The organism is Paenibacillus rhizophilus (genome assembly GCF_003854965.1).
Classification (GTDB): Bacteria; Bacillota; Bacilli; order Paenibacillales; family Paenibacillaceae; genus Paenibacillus_AQ; species Paenibacillus_AQ rhizophilus.
This window is the reverse complement of record NZ_RQPI01000007.1, coordinates 201,745-222,982: the sequence shown is the minus strand read 5'-3', so window position 1 is coordinate 222,982 and position 21,238 is coordinate 201,745. Positions and strand designations below refer to the sequence as shown.

Below are 21,238 nucleotides of genomic sequence, written 5' to 3'. Positions count from 1 at the left end.
GGGTTTGCCTCCAGCTTCCTTCAGATTCCGCCTCGCGACGGACACCCTTGCCTTTGGCTAACAGTTCCTACTGCCAAGCCTGTAGCGGACTTTCACCGCCTAGTTATCGCCCATGCCGGGCGCACTATAACAAAACCGCCTAACATGGACTTGAATCCATGTTAGGCGGTTTTTTCATTCCAGGCGTCTGTCCCGGGACTCAATCCGCAGCAGCCGGCGCACGGAGCGCCCGCATGCTGTTAAGCACCGCAAGCACCGTCACGCCGACATCGGAGAAGACCGCTTCCCACATCGTCGCAATGCCGAACGCTCCAAGCAGCAGAAAGACCGCCTTGATACCGAGCGCGAACAGGATATTCTGCCATACGATAGCCCGGGTTCGGCGGGCGATGCCGATGGCCGACGCAATCTTGGACGGCTCGTCGGTCATAATGACGATGTCCGCCGCCTCGATGGCGGCATCCGATCCCAGCCCGCCCATGGCGATCCCGACATCCGCCCTCGCCAGAACCGGCGTGTCGTTGATGCCGTCGCCGACAAAGGCGATTTTCTCCCGGCCCGTCTTCCCCGATTCCAGCCGCTCGATTTGTTCCACCTTATCCTGGGGCAGAAGCTCGGCGTGAATTTCGCCGACACCCAGCCGCTTACCTACATCCTGGGCCACCGAAGAAGCGTCGCCGGTCAGCATCACCGTCTTGTTGACGCCGACTTTGCGGAGAGCGGCAATCGCCCGGGCCGCATCTTCCTTCACTTCGTCGGCAATGACAAGGCTGCCGGCATATTGACCGTCCACGGCCAGATGCACGATCGTGCCGGCTCCGTCCGGCTGCCTGAAGGCGATGCCTTCCCGCTCCATAAGCCGGGCGTTCCCCGCGAGCACGGTCCGGCCTTCGATGGCGGCCCGGATGCCGTGTCCCGAAATTTCATTGTAGTCGGCAACGGCGTTCCCGGCTATGCTCCGGCCGTAGGCCGCAACAATGGACTCGGCGATCGGGTGGCTGGAATGGCTCTCTGCATAAGCGGCCAGGCGCAGCAGTTCGTCCTCCGTCATCCCTTCTGCCGGATAAATAGCCGTTACCTTGAACTGCCCCTTGGTCAGCGTGCCTGTTTTGTCGAACACGACGGTCTTGACATCATTCAGCGCCTCCAGGTAATTGCTCCCTTTGATCAGGATTCCGCTCCGCGAAGCCGCCCCGATGCCCCCGAAGAAGCCGAGCGGAATCGATACGACCAGCGCGCACGGACAAGAAATGACAAGGAAAACTAACGCCCGGTAAATCCAGTCGGAGAAGGTCGCTCCGCTGATCAGCAGGGGAGGAACCACAGCCAGCAGCGCGGCCGTAATGACGACAACGGGCGTATAGCCGCGGGCAAACCGGGTAATGAAGTTTTCGGTCTTGGCCTTGTTGTTCGAAGCGTTCTGCACCAGCTCCAAAATTTTGGAGACCGCGGATTCCGCAAACGTCTGGGTTACCTTTACGGCGATGACGCCGTTCTTGTTAATGAATCCGCTCAGCACCGCGCTTCCCGGCTCCGCCGAACGCGGAACCGATTCGCCGGTCAGCGCCGAGGTGTCCATCATCGCGCTTCCCTCGATGACCGTGCCGTCGAGCGGAACCTTCTCGCCCGGCTGCACGACGATAATATCCCCGATATTTACCCGATCGGGAGAAATGATATTCATCTCGTCCCCGGTCCGCAGGCGCGCCGTTTCCGGCCGGATATCCATCAACGCCGTGATGGAGCGCCGGGAACGGTTAACCGCCAGACCCTGGAACAGCTCGCCGACCTGATAGAACAGCATGACGGCGACGCCTTCCGGGTACTGGCCGATTGCGAACGCGCCGATGGTCGCCAGCGCCATCAGAAAGTTCTCGTCGAATACTTGCCCCCGCGCGATATTTCTTACGGCCTGCAGGACGACGTTTCCGCCTGCCGCCAGGTATGCCAGCAGGAAGAGCGTCAGCTCCCAGTAACCGCCGGAAGGAATCAGATACCCGGCTGCAGCCAGCGCCGCGCCGACTGCGAGGCGCAGCACCGTCCGCCGCGTCTCTCCCTCGCCATGGCTGTTCGAATGTCCGTGCGCGCGGCCTTCTTCCCCCTCGTGAGTATGCCCGTGTGCATGCGCGGCGCCATGATCATCGGCATGCCCGGATTCGCGGGCCCCTTCGTCAAGCACATGCGGGCGGGAAACCGCCGCTACGCCCGGGGTTTTCTTTTCCAGCAGCCGCACATGCGGTTCAAGAGAAGTCACAGTCTTCTCCACCTGCGAAATACCGGTCTCCGGAAAGCTTCCGTCCGTTTCCATCGTCAGCGTCTTTGTCGCAAAATTGACCGAGCAGGAAGCGACCCCTTCCATCTTGCTCACCCGGTTCTCAATTTTCATCGCACAGTTGGCGCAGTCCAGACCTTCCAATATCCATTGGCGTTTTACTGTCGATTCCATGGTACTCAACCTCTCCAACCCCTTCCGTAATGCTTACGATTAATATATGAGCAACTGTTCATATGTTTGTTACCGCCATTATATTCCTTATTCATTCGCGGTGTCAATCGGTAATGATCGCCTTGACGGCGCTGAAACTTTCGATATAATATAAGTATCAACTAGATATATCTAAACGATATAAAGAGGTGCAATATGCTGGAATATGTTCTTTTGGGAATGCTGATGGAAGGCCAAATGAGCGGCTATGATTTGAAGAAGATTATCGACAGCTCGGTCGGCCATTTCTACGCGGCAAGCTACGGCAGTCTTTATCCCGCTTTGAAGAGGATGGCGGATAAGGGGTACGTATCCGTGTTTGAAACCGCGGACAGCAAGAACAAGAAGCTGTACTCCCTGCTGCCCGAAGGGAAAGAAGCCTTTCTGAAATGGCTGGAAGAACCGCAAGCCGGGGGCCGCGAGCAGCTCATCCGGGTTTTCTTTTTCGATTATTTGGATGAGGATATCCGTCAGCGGCGTCTGCAGGAGTATTTGTATGCGGCCGAACATGAGATCCGCGCCCTGGAAGCGGTGCAGTCGATAGTGGCGGGAGAACTGGCCGGGCTCGAGCATCCGGAGGACTATTATTACCGTGTGTCTGTGCTCGGATATGGACTCAGCCATGCGCGAATGCAGAAGCAGTGGATCGAGGATATTATTGAGAGGAAGGATTTGGGACATGTCAAACCTAGAAATTAAGAGATCATTTTCGCAAAAACACCCCGTGCTCGCCGTAGTGATTATTGAAGCGCTTCTGTTCCTTGCCGTGTTTGCTGCCGGAGCTTACGCAACGATCAGGCAGCTGAGCGGAACCGCGCCGGTGCTGATTTCCTTTATTCCGATTGCGGCGGTGCTCGCCCTTTATTTTTCATTGAAAAAGAAATGGGGATTCTACGGGTTTCGCCGTCTGCGGAGTATTCCTAAACAGGATCTGGTATATTATGCGCCGCTGCTGGCGGTGCTCGCCGTAATCGCCCTGAAAGGCTTCCGTCCGGTAACCGCCTCCGAAGTGCTGTTCTATCTCTTGTTCACCCTGCTCGTCGGGTTCGTTGAGGAGAGCATTTACCGCGGCCTGATTCTGAATATTCTGCTGCCCAAGGGTATCAAAACGGCTGTCCTGACCTCATCCATCCTGTTCGCCGTCACGCATATTCTGCAAGTCCTTTCCGGGCAAAGCGGGTTTCAGACCGTGCTGCAAATCGTGTACGCTCTGCTGATCGGCGGCGCTCTGGCGCTGCTGATGGTGCGGAACCGCAATATTTTGCCGCTAATTCTGTTTCACTTTTTACATAATTTCATCCAGTATGTCGGCAACGACAACAGCGACTTCTATCTCGGCTATGACCTTACCATTCTGGCGCTGCTTGCGCTGTACTGCATATGGCTGACGCTGAGCTTGAAAAAAACGTCCGTTCCCACACCGGCAGAACAAAGCTTCAACTAAATGGGCAGTGAGGCAAAAAAACGGCAGAAGACCGAAAAGGTCTCCTGCCGTTTGTCATCTATACGATAGATACGATCTATTCGTGCCTGATATGCTCGTGTGTCTGCAAAAAAATCTGTTCGACATGCGCGTCATTCAGCGAATAATATACGGTCTTGCCTTCTTTCCGCCGCTTCACGATCCGCAAATTCCGCAAATAGCGAAGCTGGTGGGACACCGCCGACTGGCCCATGTCCAAAATAGCCGATAAATCATGCACACAGAGCTCCTGGCAGGACAATGCGTAAATCAGCCTGACCCTTGTCGGATCGCCAAGCGCCTTGAACAGTTCAGCCATCTTGTCTGTCGTCGCCCTTTCCGGCAGGGTCAACCGGATATTCTCAGGCGAAATTTCCGAGCCGTTACAGGTGTTGTCGCATTCTTCAATAGCCGCCGGTTTCATCTGCTTCGCCTCCTTGCAGCAAGGTCCTTGTCGTATCAACCGGGCTGCCGCATTCTTAGACCATTATAAGAAAAAAAGAGGGCATAGTCCATTAGATGGAACCTGGCCGTCCGTGGCCGCGGCATATTTGAAGCCGGGAGGAACGGCAGTGACGGCAAAAGATCCGGCTTTGCCGTCCGGCGGGTGATTCTTTTCCGGCTCCACTCTCCCGGTTCACACCGCTTTGCGCCGAAAAGACAGCAGACCCGCCGCAAGAAACAGGGCAAAGCTGCCCAGCACAACGATCAGCAGGCTTTCAAGCGGCAGATTGAACGCACCGTAGTCCGCCTGCCCATGCGGAATCATGGCCAGCATCGGCTGTACCCATGGATAATAGGGGCCGTAGGTGGCCGAGTTCGCGATCAGAACATTGGGCAGCGTGAAGCTGACGTTCAGGGCAAGCGGCGCGGCGAAGCTGCTCCACGCTTGGGAAACGGCCAGCTGGAGCGCGGCCAGCGGCAGGCAGGCTGTCCAGCTGGCCGCGCAGGTTCCCAGGAACAGCCCCCATGGAACGGGAGTCCCGATTCCGCGGATTAATCCCGTTCCGATGACCGCGGCTATGAAGAGGGCCTGGGTCGCCGCCAGCAGAACAGCGGCCATCGTGAACTTGGCGAGGTATACGGCGGTCCGGGAGACCGGAAGCGCCAACAGCGCCTTCCAGCCGCCGTCCAGATGCTCGTGGCGGCACAGCATCGCGGTGTACAGCCCGGACAGAACCGGCAGGAACAGCAATGCGTGAAGCGTCGACATGACCGAAAGCAGTATGGTCCAGTCCGGCTTCCCTCCAGCCGGGGAGGAGGCGTACAGTCCGATCAGCACCGCGGCGGCAGGGCTGGCCAGCACAAGCAGCCAAATATAAGAGCCGGACAGCTTCAGCCTTTCGGCTGACAATATTCTCAGGAACATCTTCATGCCGTCAGTTCACATCCTTTCGGGCGAAATGCGCAGCTCCCGGCAGCAATACCAGCAGGGCCAGTGCGAGTCCCGCACCCGCAAAATAAAGTCGGTGCGGACCGGTCCAAGCCAGATACGGCCAGTTAATCGGCAACCATTCCGATAAGGTGGCCGTAAAAGGCGACACAATAGCACAAATCACGCCGATTGAAACCGGCATCGCCTGATTCCGGAAGGCCAGCGACAGCCAGAGCTGAAGGGCAATAAAGGGCATAACGGCGGCGCAGGACAGAAAGCCGATACGCAAAATGCCATAGACCGGAATCGCGGAAGCCCCGAAGCCGAAGAGCAGCCCAAGCGCTGTAACGAAGCCGGAGAGCAGCAGACAGGATACGGCCAGCAGCAGCAGGCACAGCATCAGCTTGGAGGCAAATACCGCTATACGGGAAACCGGCAGCGCCAGAAGCTGCTTCCACGCGCTGGTCTGATGCTCGATATTGGCCATCAGGGAACAGACCAGCGTCCCTCCGAGAAAAAGCGCCATCGGGACGAACAGCGCGGTATTGTCCAGCAGCCCGCCCCATAAGTCTCCCGCATATCTCCGCTTCATATAATCGAAGCGGAGTCCGAAATTGAGAGCCTGCATCGCCGTTAGACCGAGCGGACCCACGAGGATCAGAAGCCAGAGGCCTTTGCCCCGGATTTTCAGCCAATCGGCGGCGAGTATCCGGCCCATCATCGTCCCTCCCCTTCCACAACCTGCAGGAAGAGTTCTTCAAGAGACTGCCGCTGCTCCTCCACCCGGTAGATGGCGTGTCCACGCTCTACGAGAGCCTTGACCAGCAGGGCAACCCGCGCGTCGTCCATCCCGGAGAAGCGGAGCTCGTCTGTGCGCAGCATGCCGTCGTATCCTCTTCGGAAGGCTTCCTCCAAGGCGGCCTCCGGCTCGGACACGACGAGCCGCATCTCTCCCGCCGAGCGCTCCCGGAGCCGGGCGATCGTGTCTTGATAGATCATCCGGCCCTGCCGGATGATGCCGACCGTCCCCGCCATCTGCTCGATTTCGCTCAGCAGATGGCTGGACACGAGCACGGTGATGCCGTGCTCCCGCGGCAGCGACATGATCAGGCTGCGAATCTCCTGAATGCCGGACGGGTCCAGCCCGTTGGTCGGCTCGTCCAGAATGAGCAGCTCGGGGCTGCCGAGCAGCGCGGCGGCGATGCCCAGCCGCTGCTTCATGCCGAGCGAGAAGCCCTTGACCGGACGCTTCTCCTCTCCGGTCAGCGAGACGATATCCAGCACCTCGGCGATACGCCGCTTCGGCGCGCCGAGAATGCGGCGAATCGCCTCCAGATTGTCCACGGCCGACAGATGTCCGTAGTAGGAAGGCGATTCGACAAGCGAGCCGACTCTCCGCAGAATGTCCAGCCTCTCCTTTCGGAGATCCTTGCCGAAGATCTCCACCTGCCCCCCAGACGGCGCAATCAGGCCAAGCAGCATGCGGATCGTCGTCGTCTTGCCCGCGCCGTTCGGCCCGAGAAATCCGTAAATATCCCCCTTGCCGATGCTCAAATTCAGATGGTCGACCGCGGCCCGGCCGCGGTACCTCTTCACCAAATCCGCCGTTTGTATAATGGTTTCCATTTTCTCTCTTCACCTCGGTTAACAGCTTACCGCTCCAAGGTTAAAGAAGACTGCCCGCGAAGTTTAAGTTTTGTTTAAAATCGGATCACCGGTCAGCCGCGATCCTTCGGATATATGCAGACCGAGGTGCCTTCCGGGTCGCTGTCCGCCGTCCAGGCAAGCCCCATCCGGGAGAGCAGCATGTCGACAATGGCCAGTCCGATCCCCGCCCCTTTGGCCGGAGAAGCTTCGCCTAAGCCTTTTCCCCGGTCGCGGATGACGACAGTGCGGACGCCGCCACGGTCCTCGGCGGCAACCCCCACATAACCGCCGCCCTTCGCATGGCGCACGACATTCTGGTACAGATTGTCCAGCACGCGCCGGAACCAGATTTCATCGACCTCCCAAACGAGAGGTTCGCCCTCAAGCTCGATGTCAACCTCCATGCCCTCCTTGGTCCATACCGGATACCAGGCGGCGGCGCTTTCCCGCAGCAGCCGCAGAACATCCTGTCTCCCCGGCGAAAGCTTCACCCTGCCACTTGCCAGCAGGTTGTAATTCAGCAGGTTGTCGATCAGCACGCCAAGGTCGGCAATGCGCTCATCCATCAGATTGAGCGATTCCTTGCCCTGCGGGGACAGCGGCTCCTTGCCCACCTGAAACAGGTGGCTCCGCACGACCGTAAGCGGTGTCCGCAGGTCGTGGGACAGATCGGCGATCAGCCGCTTGCGCAGCTCTTCCTCTTCCCGCTCCCGGCGCCGGCTGTCCTTAAGCTCGGCAACCATCGTGTTGAACGCCTCTTCCAGCATGCCGATCTCATCGGGCTTGCCTTTCGGAATCGCTGCCGGAAGGCCGTCCCGCCCGTCCAGAGTCATGGCGGTCTGAAGCCGGAGCAGACGCCCGCGGATTCCGGCGAAGAACAGCCAGGATATGGCGGCAAACGCGAGCAGAACGAGCAGCATCAGTCCGTACAGCGCAAGCGGGACGCTGCCTGTATTCCTCGGCAGAACGGACTTCGGAACGCGCATCGCCATGAACCCTTCGCCCGCATCCGCCCGGTCGCCAATAAAGGCGACGACGGTCAACGGATCGCTGCCCACGCTGTCCTTCATGAAGGCGATGGCCTGTAAAGCTGTCCACCGTGCCGGCACGGCCGCACCAATATCCGTTCCATCCGTTCGGCCCGTTGCACCATTATCCGTTCCACCCGTTGCGCCATTATCCGCGCCGGCTTCGGAGCCGGATTTCTTCTCCGGAGGAAGCGCAAGCCGGGTCATCCCCTCTCCATTCACCCAGAACATGGAAGCATACTGGTAGCGGTCTCCCAGCGCCTTCAGACGAGCTCCGATTTCCCGGTCGGATTTGCCCGCAAGCAGGCGCGCTTCTTTGTGCCACATTTTTTCCAATTCGGCAATGTTGGAATACGGCTTGAAAGCTTTCTTCGTCTCGTCTGCCGTATTTCCCGATGTCCAATGGTAATGGTCCGACAAGGTATAGATGATCAGACTGAGTGGGAAAATCACGGGCAAAAACAGCACGGCAATCACGATAATCAGCAAATACCGCGACAGAAGCGACCGGCGGAAACCCGGATTGCGCCCTCGCGTCCCGTTCCTTCTTATCATGCCTTGATCCTGTATCCGATGCCCCGGACCGTCTCGATAATTTCCGGCGCGGCGGGATCCTTCTCCAGCTTCTCGCGCAAATAACGGATATGGACCATCAGCGTCTTGTCCCCTTCCATATAGGGCTCGCCCCAAACCGCTTCATAGATCTGCTCCTTGGTCATAATCTGGCCGAGGTGACGCAGCAGGTAAAAGAAAATCTGAAATTGCTTGCCGGTAAGCGGTATCTCTTCTCCACTCTCCGTCAGGGCAATCCGGTTCTCCTCTTCATAGACGGTAAGATGCTTCAGTGAGAGCGGCGCCGCCGAAACGCTGCCCGACCGCCGCAGCAGAACTCCAATCCGGGCGGCCAGCTCGTCAGGATGAAACGGCTTGGTCAAATAATCGTCGGCGAACTCCAGACCCTGGAGCTTGTCGTCGATCGACGTTCTCGCCGAGAGCATCAGAATGGGAACGCCCGGGAAACACTTCTTTAACCGCTGTCCGACGGTAAAGCCGTCCAGTCCAGGCAGCATGACGTCCAGAATAGCCAGATGGCAGCCGTCTGCTTCTTCCACGGCCCGCTCTCCCGTCTGCAGCCAGCGGACCGCATAACCGCGGTCCCGCAGGTCCCTGGCGACAGGGCCGGCGATTTGGGGATCGTCCTCGATATACAGCAAAGTGCCGCTCATAACTACAGTTCCTCCTTAAAAAGCTATACCTCAAAAAAGCTATACTGCAAAAAAAACCGGCGGCGGCTCAAGCTCGGGCTTGCCAAAAAAATAACCTTGAGCCAATTCGATGCCGTTATCCAGGCAAAATTGAAATTCCTCTCGCCGCTCTATGCCTTCGGCCAGCACCTTGCCTCCGAAACGGCCCGCTTTTTCCACAACTTCCTTAATGCCGGTTTGTTTATGGGGGTCCTGATCGCACATGCTGATAAGCCCGCGGTCAATTTTCACATAATCCGGCTGAAGGCGCAACATGAATTCAACCGTCGAATAACCCGAACCGACATCATCAAGCGCAACATTCACGCCATGCTCTCGGTATTTCGAAAAAATAGCTGCGAGATGGTCGATATCGCGGATTTTCTCCGTCTCCACCACCTCAAATACGAAGTCTTCCGGACGAAGACCCTGCTGTTGAATCGTTTGAAACGTATTCGTAAGACAATAATTGGGATTATATATGGAGGAGGGGAGAAAGTTGACGAACCGTTTGATTCCTTCAGGCAAATGCCGGGCGCTGGATCCGATGGCAGATATGCGGGCCGCCCGGTCCAGAAAGGAGTGGAGCCCGCTCCGCCTCGCCACTTCAAAAAGGGTATGCGGCTGAAACTCCGGTCCATGCGGCAGCGGGCGCAGCAGAACTCAAATCCGATAATTTGTTCGGTAGAGTCGACGATCGGCTGCATGTAGCTGCAGAACTCTTTATTGGTGATAATGTCGACGAGTGTATGATTGGAAACGCGGGCCTTTAGCTGGGCAAGGGGTACCCAACGCTCAAAAAGACCCGAGATCGCCGCCCTCGTTACGCACACCGCAATCTGCTCCGTTTCTTCCGACTCTTCCAGCAGCTTCATGATGGCCATCAGCTGCTCACGGGAATCATACGGAATTTCATAGCGTGTCTTACGGGTGTCAAGGGTATATCCGGCCGCTTGAATGGCGGAGGCAAGAGCGGGTGATGCGCGCCGAATTTTTACGGTTCCTTCATCTTCAATGGGAGCTAAGAGTAGGCAATCACTGCACTGCATGGATATCCTCCTTATGACCTATATTAATACCAACACTTGTGGTCATTATAACATCTTTCGCTCAGAAGAAGGGAACCTATGGAAAAAAGCGCCCCTTTCGGGACGCTTTCCAATCATGACTGTATATAAAAACAAGGTTTAACTTACTTGCCCGCGGACGCCGTCTGCTTTTCCCAAACCTCGGGTTTCCGGTCTTTTCCGGTATATTCGATACGCGTCGGCGAAAGCTCCAGAATGACGTAATCCGGATCATCCGGTCCCTTGAACCAGCGCTCCAAATCTTTGCTCCATATTTTTTCACGCAGGCTGCTGTCTTTGGTAACGGACGCCTTCGCTTCGATCTCAAGGATATCCTTGCTGCCTCCCGCCTCATAACCCAGCAGCAGAAACACATTCGGGTTGTTTTGCAGCTCTTCCACTTTATGCGTCTTGCGGTCTGTGGCCAAATAGAGGTTAAGCTCCTCATGAAAGACGGCCATATAACGAACCTTCGGCTTGCTGCCGGCTTCGATTGTGGCGAAAGAACCGAATTTGTTGTCATCCAGCGCCTTGATTATACGTTGTTCCAATTCTTTGTTGTCCATGAAATTCCCAATCTCCTTTCTATTCAAGCCAAGAGATACATAAGCTCAGCGGGTCGATACAATATAATGTACCCGGACTCGGCGGAATGAATCCCAAATGGAAGAGATTGACTCCGGAGGCCGCGCCTCCTTTTTCAAGGCAATGCAGACGGTGTAAATACTATTGTCGACTATTGCAAAGTCAGGAGGACTACCATGAACCCACTCTTGGATGACCCCATTCTACATACGGCACTCCTGCAGTTTATTTTTCCCTTCTCCATTAAGCAGGGGCAAGGACCGGAGCTGGAGGAGCGGCTTAAGCGGGACGGATTCACCCCGTTTTTTCTGAATCATAAAGAACTGGAGGACGATTATTACGGAGAAGGCTACTGTGTCTCGCATGAGAATATGGAGCGTTCCTATATGCCTTTCGCCGCCCATGTGCTGTTTCCGCGCGAAGAGGACAAAGATTCGTTTCGCCGCTATTCCCGGGTGAACGGCCTGAATTGCAGGATGGAAATGCCGCAGGGCTCCATTTCCTTTCAGGTGCTCTCGACGGATATGTTCATTTGTCCGTTTCAGCTCGGTTTTATTACTATCCGGACGATGATCGACGAAGAGAGGGTTCCGCTTAGTTTCGCCCTGGAATTTGCCGACCGGTTCCGCTCGCTGGAAAATGTAAAGGAAGCGGACGAGGCGTCGCGCATTTGCTGCGGGGACCGAATGTTCAAGCAGATGGAAGATTTCGTGTTTAAAAATCTGCTGAACGGCCTGGAGGGTTACCTCGATCAATCGGATTTGAACGGGGCTTACTTCGAAACGCTGCCTTTTTTCGTGGATGAGCGCATGATGGTTCAGGCCTTCTACGGGATGGAGGAAGGGGAGGACATCGACTCCAGAACATGCTACCGCGCTTCCCAGCTCGACGGAATGAAAGCGGACGGCCGTCCCTATACGAGCGCGAGCAGCGAAGACTATATCGAGGAATACTGCCGAAGGCACCGGTACGGGCGCTGGGGTCCTAATACTTACTACATGACGAACGAGCAGACCTTCTGCTGCCTGAGCCGCAGCGATTCCGAAACCGCCGTGAAGCTCGCGAATCAGATGTACGGCGAATACTATTACGGCCTGCTGCTCAGCCTTTTTCACAAGATCGTACTGCTGAAGCTGTCCAATGTACACTCGCGGCTGCGGATCGAGCATGATTACGAAGAAATCGAGGATTTGATCTACTATATCAACAAGTTCTCCGCCAAATTTTATTTCCTCGAACTGATCTCGCAGACGCAGGGCCGTGAAATCTTCTTTCAGTTGCGTAAAGTGTACGGCAACGACGAATTATTCGAGGAAGTGAAGCAGACGCTGGCGGACCTGTTCCAGTATCAGGAGACCTTCCAGGCCAAGCGCCGCGATAACCTGCTGATGATTCTGACGGTATTCACGGTCGTAAGCGGTATTTACGGGATGAACCAGGTGATCGAGGATCTGAAGGGAAACATCGACTGGGGCAAAATACTGCAGTATTCCGTGTTCGAATACATCGCTCTGTTTCTGACCTTCTGCGGCATCATCGTCAGCGCCGTTCTGACGCTGCGTGAGCTGTGGAGCGGGATAAAAGGCCGCCGCCGCAAGAAGCTCGAGTAGCCGGCGGGCTGGACAACCCCGGAACCTTGCGTCTATAATTACACCGTAAGCAGCAAGAATACCCGAAACTTCATAGAACCAGGGGTGCTGGAATTACGGCCGGCTGAGAGTGTATCCCGCAAGATACTGACCCTTATACCTGATCTGGATAATGCCAGCGTAGGAAAGGCTTAAGGTGTGGTCTTCCAGGACCGCCGCCGTCATGCATTCCTTCGCGTCCCTAATGTTCAGGGGCGCTTTTTTGGCATTGTTTCTTGGCACCAAGGGGGGTGTGCAAATTTCCGGGTCCGCCGAGCGGCCCCGCGATTTGCGGGTGAGCTTTCATGAAGACGGGAATACCCGCCGCTGCCGGCATTATCCGGGGCGGCAAGACAAAGGAGAGACTACAAAATGGGAGTCAAAAAATGGTTAACGCTGTGCCTGGCCTGCCTGTTCACCCTGGCCGCGGCGGGATGCGGCGGCAATAATTCGGGAGGAAACGCGGGCGGCGCTCAGGGGACCCCCGCTTCCGCTTCGCCGGAGGCATCCGCTTCCGCCCAAAGTTCGCCAAAAGCGGCAGTGCCGGTAAAGGTCGCGCTCGACTGGACGCCGAACACGAATCACACCGGACTGTATGTCGCCAAAGAACTTGGTTTTTACGCGGAAGAGGGCCTTAACGTGGATATTGTACAGCCGGGAGCCGCTGGCGCGGATACGATGGTTACTTCGGGAGAAGCCGCTTTTGGCGTTGGCGCGCAGGACAGCCTGACGCTGGCACGGATTCAGGGCGTTCCGCTCGTGTCCATCGCGGCGATTATCCAGCATAACACGTCCGGCTTCGCCGCTCCGGTCGACCGGGGCATCAAATCGCCGAAGAACTTCGAAGGGAAAACATACGGCGGCTGGGGATCGCCGGTGGAAGAGGCTTCCATGAAGGCCATAATGGACCCGGTGGGCGGCGACGTGAAGAAGGTCAAGCAGGTCACGATCGGCGAGGCCGATTATTTTACAGCCGTCAAACGGGATATTGACTTTGCCTGGATTTTCTACGCCTGGACCGGCATCGAAGCGAAGCTGCGCGGCGAGCCGCTGGATATGCTGTATTTGAAGGATTACGCGCCTCAGCTCGACTATTACACGCCGGTGCTGACGACAAGCGAGAAGGAAATCGCCGAGAACCCCGAGGTGGTAAAAGCCTTTTTAAAGGCGACGTCCAAGGGCTACCAGTACGCGATCGACCATCCGAAGGAGGCTGCGGATATTCTGATCAAGGCGGTTCCCGATCTGGACCCTAAGCTTGTTCAGGCCAGCCAGGAGTGGCTCAGCCCGAAATACAAGGACGACGCCGCTCAGTGGGGCGAGCAGAAGAGCGAAGTATGGAAAAACTATGCCGACTGGATGTACGGGCTGAAGCTTCTGGACAAGCCGCTTGAAGCAGACAAAGCGTTCACGAACGAATTTTTGCCGGACGGGCAGTAAGAGCTTAACAGAGTTAGCTTAACAGAGTTAAGGTCTTGATTCACCGGGTTTACAATTAATCAGATGAAAGGATGATAGTTAATGGCAAGTACGCTGCTGAGCATTCAGGTTATTCCGAAAACGCCGGGAGGCGAAGACGTAATTCCTTATGTGGACAAGGCGATTGAAGTCATTCAGCGTTCCGGTGTGAAGCATCAGGTGAACGCGCTGGAGACGACGATGGAAGGCGAGCTCTCCGACCTGCTGGAAATTGTCAGGGAGATGCAGGAGGCGCTGATCGAAGCGGGCTGCCCCAGCGTCATCTCGCAGGTCAAGATCGCCCATAACCCGGGCGGAATCAGCATGGACAAACTGACGGAGAAATACCGCCCGTGATTTCCAGGTGGAAACAAATCTGGCCGCCCCTTGTGGCGGTCCTCTTGTTTTTGGCGCTATGGCAGGTGTCGGTCACCTGGTTCCATGTGGAAAAATGGATGCTGCCCGCTCCCTCCGACATTTGGCGGGAAGGCATTGCCAGCGCTTCATCCCTTAAAGGGCATACGCTGGCGACGCTGCGGCTGACGCTGATTGGCTTTCCGCTCGGCGTGGCCGTAGGGATTGCCGCCGCCGTGCTGCTGCATATTGTGCCCTGGTCGGCGCGCGCGCTGTACCCGCTGCTGATCTTAAGCCAGAACGTGCCGATTATTGCGCTCGGTCCGCTGCTTGTTATCTGGTTCGGCTTCGGCCAGCTGCCGAAGATTATTCTCATTATGCTTGTGTGCTTCTTCCCCGTGGCGGTCGCGGGCCTGGGCGGACTCGCCCAGACCGACCGCATGATGCTTCAATTTATGAAGATGGCGGGCGCCTCAAGGCGGCAGATCTTCTCCAAGCTGGAGCTGCCTCATGCGCTGCCCTCCCTGTTCTCCGGCATCAAAATATCCGCCGCCTACGCCGTGACGGGCGCCGTGGTGGCGGAGCTGATCGGCGGGAACCAGGGACTCGGCTACTATATGCAGATACAGAAATCGGCGTTTCGCACGGACCGGATGTTCGCCGCCATAATTCTGAGCGTGCTGCTGAGCCTGCTGCTGTTCGCCGCCGTTGTCCTGCTGGAGAAATGGCTGGTCCGCTGGAAGCCGCGGCGGGACGCACAATAACGGGCGCAAGGAAAGAATATGCAGAAAGGGGCGCTAATAAGTGACAAACAAGACCGTTCCGCCATCAAGCGGAGAACCGGTAAAAGAGGAGACGCCGGACGCCGCTTCGCCGGATTCGGGCACCGAAGCCCCCGCGCTGGAGGTCTCCGGCATCTCCAAATCATTCTCCCAGCGCGGGCGGAGCATCCCGGTGCTGGAGCAGGTGTCACTTACGGTGAAGCCGGATGAGTTCGTATCCATCATCGGACCATCGGGCTGCGGCAAGAGCACGCTCTTCCACATCATCGGCGGACTGGTCAAGCCGGATGCGGGCGCCGTGCGGATGAACGGCGCTCCGGTAACCGGGCAGCGGGGCAGCGTCAGCTACATGCCGCAGCAGCCCGCGCTGTTTCCTTGGCGGAGCATCGAGGATAACGTGATTCTTGCCCGCGAGCTGAAGGGCGCGGCGCGAAGCGAAGCTCGCGAGGAAGCCCGGCGCTGGCTCGCGAAGGTTGGACTCGGCGGATTCGAGAAGGCGTATCCGCACATGCTGTCCGGCGGCATGCAGCAGCGCGCCGCCTTCCTGCGCGCGCTGCTGGCGCCCCAGGAGCTGATGCTCCTGGACGAACCGTTCAGCGCGCTCGACGCCCTCACCCGCAGCGAGATGCAGCGCTGGCTGCTGGAGCTGTGGGAGGAGAACCGCCGCTCCGTGCTGTTCATCACACACAGCATTGAAGAGGCGCTGCTGCTCTCCAGCCGCATCTATGTGTTCTCGGGACGGCCGGGGACCATACTGCACACCGTTGATGTGCCTTTTCCCCGGCCGCGCCGGGAGGGAATGACGGAGTATCCCGAATTTTTGCGGCTGAAACGCCAGCTGTCGGGGTGGATGCGTGAGGAACAGGCCAAGAGCGGCCCGCTCCGCTGATCGGCCAGGCCAATCCTTCCCGGGTCCTTCTTGCATAAATTTTCTGGAGTCCCCGCCAAGTAACCGGGTCCGCTTTGAGCCGATTCCTTACTTTTGCGGGGCTGTTTTATATCCAGCCTTTGTCCTCGGCCAGCAGCTCCGCTTTGATCCGGCTCTTGACCTCCAATGACTTTAAGATGACAACTGTCACCTTACAACGGCAAAAAGGGTACGAACCCGGCAATCCCATGCCGAAGCCCGTACCCTCTCTATGGAAATCTCATGCTGCCCGCCTGCCTACTCTGCTGATTCCGCCCTACCTGCGCATAAATCCTTTGCCCTGCAGGAAATCCTTCATATGCAGCCGGATCGGCTCCGCCAGCCGCCCCGCCATGATCGCCGACCACGGGGTATCCTTAGCCCCTCCGGTCCGCTTGCGCAAATAATCGGACATCATGCTGTCGTATTTCTCGACCTGCCGCACGGTCTCTTCGGCATCGTAGCGGTTATGATGCAGCACCGCCGGCAGCGGCAGCCGCGGACGCAGCCCCGGGGTCTGGTCGGGATAGCCGAGGCACATGCCGAACAATGGATAGACCAACTCCGGCAGCCCCAGCCGCTCCGCCGCCTCGGCGATCTTGTTCCTTATCCCGCCGATGTAGACGATGCCAAGCCCCAGCGACTCCGCCGCCACGGCGGCGTTCTGCGCGGCCAGCGCAGTGTCGACGGTGGCGATGATGAAATTCTCCGTCGAGTCCTCGTAGGAGGCCGCGCCGTTTAGATGCGGCTTCGCCGCCTCCCGCAGCCGGTACAGATCGGCGCACCAGACCAGGAAGACCGGGCACTCCGCCACATAGGCCTGGTTCCCGGCAAGCGCCGCAAGCTCCAATTTAAGCGCCGGATCGGTCACCGCAATCACGCTGTATGCCTGCACATTGCTGGATGTTGAGGCCATCTGCGCCGCCCCGATAATGGCGGCAAGCTGTTCTTCACTTACCGGGTCCTGCCGGAACTTACGTACCGAGACATGTCTTCCCAGCAAGGACAGCACCGCGTTGTCAAGGGAGGCCGCTTCGGACTCCCGGATGTTCTTGTTCATTCCCGTCGCTTCCTTTCATGCCGTTTCACTCTTGCATTACAGCTTTCTCGTATTATAACTTTACCCGCTGCAGCCGCAGCGCATTCAGCACGACCGAAACCGAGCTGAACGCCATGGCCGCGCCCGCCAGCCAGGGCGCCAGAAATCCCAGCGCGGCCACCGGAATACCGATCGTATTATAGCCGAGCGCCCAGAACAGATTCTGCTTGATATTGCCCATCGTCCGGCGGCTCATCTTAATCGCGTCCGCGATGGCCTTGAGGTCGCCGCGCATCAGGGTAATATCCGCCGCTTCCATCGCCACGTCGGTCCCGGTTCCGACCGCCATGCCGATATCGGCGGTCGCAAGCGCCGGCGCGTCGTTGATGCCGTCGCCGACCATCGCCACCTTCACGCCGTCGGCCTGAAGCTTCCGCACCGCCTCGGCCTTGCCTTCGGGCAGCACTTCGGCCATCACTCTGTCGATCCCGGCCTCGGCTGCGATGGCCCGGGCCGTCCGCTCGTTGTCGCCGGTGATCATCACGACATCGATCCCCATGTCCCGCAGAGCCGCCACCGCCTCGCGCGAGGTCGGCTTGATCGTATCCGCGACGGCCACGATGCCTTCGCAGACGCCGTCCACCGCGACCAGCATCGCCGTCTTACCCTGCTGCTCCAGTTCATTCATGGCGTCTAACCAGCGCCGTGCATTGACGCCGTTCTCTTCCATCATCCGGCGTGTGCCGACGATGATTTCCCTGCCCTGAACGGTCGCCCGGATACCCCGTCCGGGTACATTGGAGAAGCTTGCGGCTTCGCCTACCGCCAGACCCTTCTCCGCCGCTCCCGATGCCACCGCCTCGGCGAGCGGATGCTCCGACAGCTTCTCCGCCGCCGCCGCAAGCGACAGCAGGCCGTCTGCCGGAGCCAGTTCAGGCGCGCCCTTGAAGTCCGGCGATACAAGCACGTCCGTAAGCACCGGCTTGCCGCTCGTTACGGTGCCCGTCTTGTCGAGCACGACGAGTTGAATGCCCTGCGCGGCTTCCAGATGCTCGCCGCCCTTAAACAAGATGCCGAGCTCTGCAGCCCTGCCGGAGCCGGCCATAATCGAGGTCGGCGTCGCAAGGCCCAGCGCGCAGGGACAGGCGATAACGAGCACGGCGATCCCCTTCTCCAGCGCTTCGGCAAATTGCCCGGGAGCCGCCCACAAGTACCAGATCAGGAACGTCAACGCGGCGATTGCCACCACAATCGGCACGAAGATGCCAGAGATGACATCAGCCACGCGCTGGATCGGTGCCTTGGACCCCTGCGCTTCCTCGACTACGCGGATGATCTGGGCAAGCGCCGTGTCGCGACCCACCTTGCGGGCTTTGATCTTCAGCACGCCGTTCTTGTTCACCGTCGCTCCGATCACGGAGTCGCCCGGCTTCTTCTCCACCGGGATACTCTCGCCCGTCAGCATGGATTCGTCCACGGAAGACAAGCCCTCGATCACTTCGCCGTCGACGGGAATCTTGGTCCCCGGCTTTACGAGTACGATATCCCCGATAACGACTTCCTCCACGGGGACGCTTGTTTCCGCTCCTTCGCGGAACACAAGAGCCGTCTTGGCCTGAAGGCCCATCAGACTGCGGATGGCGTCCGAGGAGCGGCCCTTAGCCAGCGCCTCGAACCATTTTCCGACCAGAATGAGCGTAATCAGCACAGCTCCGGTCTCATAATACATTTCCACCGCATGATCCATGCCGTTCATCCGCAGGGAATCCAGCGTGAGATACAAGCTGTAGAAGTAAGCGGCCGACGTACCCAGCGCTACCAGCACATCCATATTGGCGCTGCCGTTCCGAAGCGCCTTGTAGGCGCCGACATAGAACTGCCAGCCGATAATGAACTGCACCGGGGTCGCCAGAACAAGCTGGAACCATGGATTCATGAGCAGTTCCGGCACGGGAATCCAGGAAGTGAACGAGAAATGTCCGACCATGGCCCAGAGAAGCGGCAGGGACAGCAGAGCCGAGATCATCCACTTACTGCGCTTGCGGCTGATTTCATGCTCCCTTCGGCCCACGGTCTCCTTCCGGTCTTCCTTGAGCGAGGCTTTAAAGCCGATCGAATCGACCTTGGCGACAATCTCCCCGGGAGTAATCATCCCGGGGGTATATTCGACATGCGCTGTTTCCAGCGCAAGGTTAACGTTGATTCCGGCAATGCCCGGCAGCTTGCCAAGCACCTTCTCGATCCGGGCCGAACAGGCCGCGCAGGTCATGCCCGAAATATCGAAGTCCGCCGCTTCCTTCACCGTATCATATCCGAGCGAGCGGATCTTCTCCTCGATCTTCGGCACGCTGACAACTTTGGGATCGAAACCCACGGACGCCTGCTCGAGCGCAAGGTTGACGTTCGCCCGGGAGACGCCCTCCATGCGGCCGATCCCTTTCTCGATTCTCGCCGCGCAGGCGGAGCAGGTCATGCCCGTAATCTGCAAGGTTGCCTGTTCCTCCGCCGGCGCCACCGCAGCTTGTTCCATATGATCACTTCCTCTCATGTACCCATAGGGGGTATACAAACGAATAAAAGAGAAGGCCTGGAACGATCTCGGGGACTTCTTTCCCTGCCGCTCCATGCCTTGGCGTTTGCCGCTTGCGGGTTATTGAACCACGTCGAAACCTTGATCTTCAATCGCTTCCTTGATGGCGTCCAGACTGAGCTTGCTGTCGTCAAAATCGACCGTAACCGTCTTGGATGCCAGATCCGCTTTGGCCGACGCCCCCAAATTGCCTACCGCCGTCTCCACAGAGCTTACGCAATGTCCGCAGGACATTCCCTCCACATTCAATACAACGTTCGTCATTTCCTGATCCTCTCCTTATTTCATTAATCTGCCGACCGTAATCAGCAGTTCGTCAATAACCTCGTGTTCGCCGGCTTCGATTCTCTCGACAATACAGCTCTTCATATGGCCCTCAAGCAGCAGCTTCCCGATGCTGCCAAGCGCCGACTGGACCGCCGCAAGCTGGGTGAGAACATCGTCGCAGTATGTGTCGCGGTCGATCATGCCTTTGATGCCGCGAATTTGCCCCTCTATGCGGTTAAGCCGGGTCGTCAGCCCGTTCTTGAATTCCTGAGTATGATGACTTTTGCGTTCTTCGGAAGAATGGCAATCGCTGCCGCAGGACCGTTCGTAAAGCCCTTCATCGTGTTTCTCATGTGCCGTCATGCATCAGCCTCCTCAACCTCACTTTAATATACCCCCATAGGGTATGTCAAGCCAAATCCATGCGTTTCTCCTTCTTCGCTATTTTTTGTCACATTTCTTCGGAGAATTTTGTTATAGGCAGGAGGATTTCCATATTTAGGGTCGAATATTCCCTCTTATATAAGACTTTTCATCTTCACAATACATAGGTATAGGAGCATACAACATGGTCTACGACGGTATTGTGCTCGGTTTGGTAGCGGGCCTGCTTCGCGGCGGATTCCGTTACGGCCTGACGCAATTCGGCTCTCTGCGCATCAAGGGCGGTCTCTGGTTCCCTCTCCTGCTGCTGCTGCAGTTTGCCGTGTTTGAACTAAATGATCGGTCGTCTGCCTTTGCTTCGTTCAGCGGTATCATTTTTATCGCCGTGTACGTAGCCGGGCTTTACATCCTGTGGTTGAACCGGAGCACTCCGGGCTTCCTGTTTATTTTCGCCGGCGTCTTTCTGAATTTTCTCGTCATGGCCGTCAATGGCGGCAAGATGCCTGTATCGCTGGATGCGGCTAAGGTTCTGGACCCCTATTACGTGCATTTGCTTGAGTCGGGAACCGTTGCTACGAAGCATTTTCTGATGGATTCAGCGACCAGGCTGTCGTTTCTGGGGGACATTATTCCGCTGTCCAAGCCTTATCCGCGCACCCAGGTCATCAGCATCGGCGATATTGTGATGAACGCGGGGATTTTCCTCTATCTTCAGTACATTCTTGTTCCGGACAGACGACGGGATCCAAAAACACAGGAGATGGAAGCCAAGCAGTCTTGACGATCCGTTACCGAAAGGGGTGAGCAATTGTGAAAAAGAAACTGGATGGCGTGTTATATTCGCGCATTATTATCAATACGGTTATCGTTGCTTCCGTAGTTATGGCTTTGACTTCCGGATTCAGACTCATCGGCGGCGGCCGTTGATCCCAAGGC

At 57.4% G+C, this 21,238-nt stretch carries 21 protein-coding genes and 1 riboswitch; of the genes, 8 read left to right on the top strand and 13 right to left on the bottom strand.

What is annotated here, in order from left to right; translation table 11 throughout:
- Window positions 1-199: 199 nt before the first annotated feature.
- A complete protein-coding gene (locus EH198_RS14565; RefSeq protein WP_124696246.1) occupies window positions 200-2,446 on the bottom strand; it encodes a heavy metal translocating P-type ATPase in 2,247 nt (748 codons plus the stop codon).
- Window positions 2,447-2,641: 195 nt separating this feature from the next.
- Between EH198_RS14565 and EH198_RS14560 the strand changes: the two genes are divergently transcribed.
- Window positions 2,642-3,184: a PadR family transcriptional regulator gene (locus EH198_RS14560; RefSeq protein WP_124696245.1), complete on the top strand. Its 543-nt coding sequence runs from the start codon at window positions 2,642-2,644 to the stop codon at window positions 3,182-3,184.
- Window positions 3,165-3,929, top strand: coding sequence for a CPBP family intramembrane glutamic endopeptidase (locus tag EH198_RS14555; RefSeq protein ID WP_124696244.1), 765 nt, complete (start codon window positions 3,165-3,167; stop codon window positions 3,927-3,929). Before EH198_RS14560 ends, EH198_RS14555 begins: the two co-directional genes overlap by 20 nt.
- 76 nt (window positions 3,930-4,005) lie before the next feature.
- Here EH198_RS14555 and EH198_RS14550 read toward each other — a convergent pair whose 3' ends face one another.
- The 8 genes from EH198_RS14550 to EH198_RS14515 all read right to left on the bottom strand — a co-directional run bounded on the left by EH198_RS14550 (window position 4,006) and on the right by EH198_RS14515 (window position 10,874).
- The gene (locus EH198_RS14550) at window positions 4,006-4,371 is read right to left on the bottom strand and encodes an ArsR/SmtB family transcription factor (RefSeq protein ID WP_124696243.1); all 366 of its coding nucleotides are present in this window, start codon (window positions 4,369-4,371) and stop codon (window positions 4,006-4,008) included.
- Window positions 4,372-4,584: 213 nt separating this feature from the next.
- Window positions 4,585-5,322 (bottom strand): ABC transporter permease, encoded by a 738-nt coding sequence (locus EH198_RS14545; RefSeq protein WP_124696242.1) that lies wholly within the window; start codon window positions 5,320-5,322, stop codon window positions 4,585-4,587.
- A gap of 4 nt (window positions 5,323-5,326) precedes the next feature.
- Window positions 5,327-6,043: an ABC transporter permease gene (locus tag EH198_RS14540; RefSeq protein ID WP_124696241.1), complete on the bottom strand. Its 717-nt coding sequence runs from the start codon at window positions 6,041-6,043 to the stop codon at window positions 5,327-5,329.
- A complete protein-coding gene (locus EH198_RS14535; RefSeq protein ID WP_124696240.1) occupies window positions 6,040-6,948 on the bottom strand; it encodes an ABC transporter ATP-binding protein in 909 nt (302 codons plus the stop codon). The genes EH198_RS14540 and EH198_RS14535 overlap by 4 nt, the downstream gene beginning before the upstream one ends.
- Before the next feature lie 92 nt (window positions 6,949-7,040).
- A complete protein-coding gene (locus EH198_RS14530; protein WP_124696239.1) occupies window positions 7,041-8,552 on the bottom strand; it encodes a HAMP domain-containing sensor histidine kinase in 1,512 nt (503 codons plus the stop codon).
- Entirely contained in the window at window positions 8,549-9,223 is a 675-nt protein-coding gene (locus EH198_RS14525; protein ID WP_124696238.1) for a response regulator transcription factor, read from the bottom strand. Before EH198_RS14525 ends, EH198_RS14530 begins: the two co-directional genes overlap by 4 nt.
- A 39-nt stretch (window positions 9,224-9,262) precedes the next feature.
- The gene (locus EH198_RS25185; RefSeq protein ID WP_246014314.1) at window positions 9,263-9,847 is read right to left on the bottom strand and encodes an EAL domain-containing protein; all 585 of its coding nucleotides are present in this window, start codon (window positions 9,845-9,847) and stop codon (window positions 9,263-9,265) included.
- A gap of 586 nt (window positions 9,848-10,433) precedes the next feature.
- A complete protein-coding gene (locus EH198_RS14515; RefSeq protein WP_124696237.1) occupies window positions 10,434-10,874 on the bottom strand; it encodes a pyridoxamine 5'-phosphate oxidase family protein in 441 nt (146 codons plus the stop codon).
- 195 nt (window positions 10,875-11,069) lie between these two features.
- On the opposite strand from EH198_RS14515, the gene EH198_RS14510 reads away from it, so the two are divergent.
- The 5 genes from EH198_RS14510 to EH198_RS14490 all read left to right on the top strand — a co-directional run bounded on the left by EH198_RS14510 (window position 11,070) and on the right by EH198_RS14490 (window position 16,004).
- Window positions 11,070-12,503: a hypothetical protein gene (locus tag EH198_RS14510; protein ID WP_124696236.1), complete on the top strand. Its 1,434-nt coding sequence runs from the start codon at window positions 11,070-11,072 to the stop codon at window positions 12,501-12,503.
- Between the two features lie 70 nt (window positions 12,504-12,573).
- Window positions 12,574-12,687: riboswitch (TPP riboswitch) on the top strand.
- Between the two features lie 206 nt (window positions 12,688-12,893).
- Window positions 12,894-13,961, top strand: a complete 1,068-nt coding sequence (locus EH198_RS14505; RefSeq protein WP_124696235.1) for an ABC transporter substrate-binding protein — start codon at window positions 12,894-12,896, stop codon at window positions 13,959-13,961.
- Between the two features lie 81 nt (window positions 13,962-14,042).
- Window positions 14,043-14,336, top strand: coding sequence for an MTH1187 family thiamine-binding protein (locus tag EH198_RS14500; protein WP_124696234.1), 294 nt, complete (start codon window positions 14,043-14,045; stop codon window positions 14,334-14,336).
- The gene (locus EH198_RS14495) at window positions 14,333-15,097 is read left to right on the top strand and encodes an ABC transporter permease (RefSeq protein WP_124696233.1); all 765 of its coding nucleotides are present in this window, start codon (window positions 14,333-14,335) and stop codon (window positions 15,095-15,097) included. Before EH198_RS14500 ends, EH198_RS14495 begins: the two co-directional genes overlap by 4 nt.
- Window positions 15,098-15,137: 40 nt before the next feature.
- Window positions 15,138-16,004, top strand: coding sequence for an ABC transporter ATP-binding protein (locus EH198_RS14490; RefSeq protein ID WP_124696232.1), 867 nt, complete (start codon window positions 15,138-15,140; stop codon window positions 16,002-16,004).
- Window positions 16,005-16,299: 295 nt separating this feature from the next.
- Here EH198_RS14490 and nfsA read toward each other — a convergent pair whose 3' ends face one another.
- From nfsA to EH198_RS14470, 4 genes are all read right to left on the bottom strand, one after another.
- Entirely contained in the window at window positions 16,300-17,082 is a 783-nt protein-coding gene (nfsA, locus tag EH198_RS14485) for an oxygen-insensitive NADPH nitroreductase (RefSeq protein ID WP_124696231.1), read from the bottom strand.
- A gap of 52 nt (window positions 17,083-17,134) precedes the next feature.
- Window positions 17,135-19,591 carry a heavy metal translocating P-type ATPase gene (locus tag EH198_RS14480; protein WP_124696230.1) on the bottom strand — a complete coding sequence of 819 codons (2,457 nt, stop codon included), beginning with the start codon at window positions 19,589-19,591 and terminating at the stop codon, window positions 17,135-17,137.
- 120 nt (window positions 19,592-19,711) lie between these two features.
- The gene (locus EH198_RS14475) at window positions 19,712-19,915 is read right to left on the bottom strand and encodes a copper ion binding protein (RefSeq protein WP_124696229.1); all 204 of its coding nucleotides are present in this window, start codon (window positions 19,913-19,915) and stop codon (window positions 19,712-19,714) included.
- A 15-nt stretch (window positions 19,916-19,930) separates the two neighbouring features.
- The gene (locus EH198_RS14470; protein ID WP_124696228.1) at window positions 19,931-20,281 is read right to left on the bottom strand and encodes a metal-sensitive transcriptional regulator; all 351 of its coding nucleotides are present in this window, start codon (window positions 20,279-20,281) and stop codon (window positions 19,931-19,933) included.
- A 205-nt stretch (window positions 20,282-20,486) separates the two neighbouring features.
- On the opposite strand from EH198_RS14470, the gene EH198_RS14465 reads away from it, so the two are divergent.
- Entirely contained in the window at window positions 20,487-21,083 is a 597-nt protein-coding gene (locus tag EH198_RS14465) for a DUF5317 domain-containing protein (protein ID WP_124696227.1), read from the top strand.
- Window positions 21,084-21,238 lie beyond the last annotated feature (155 nt).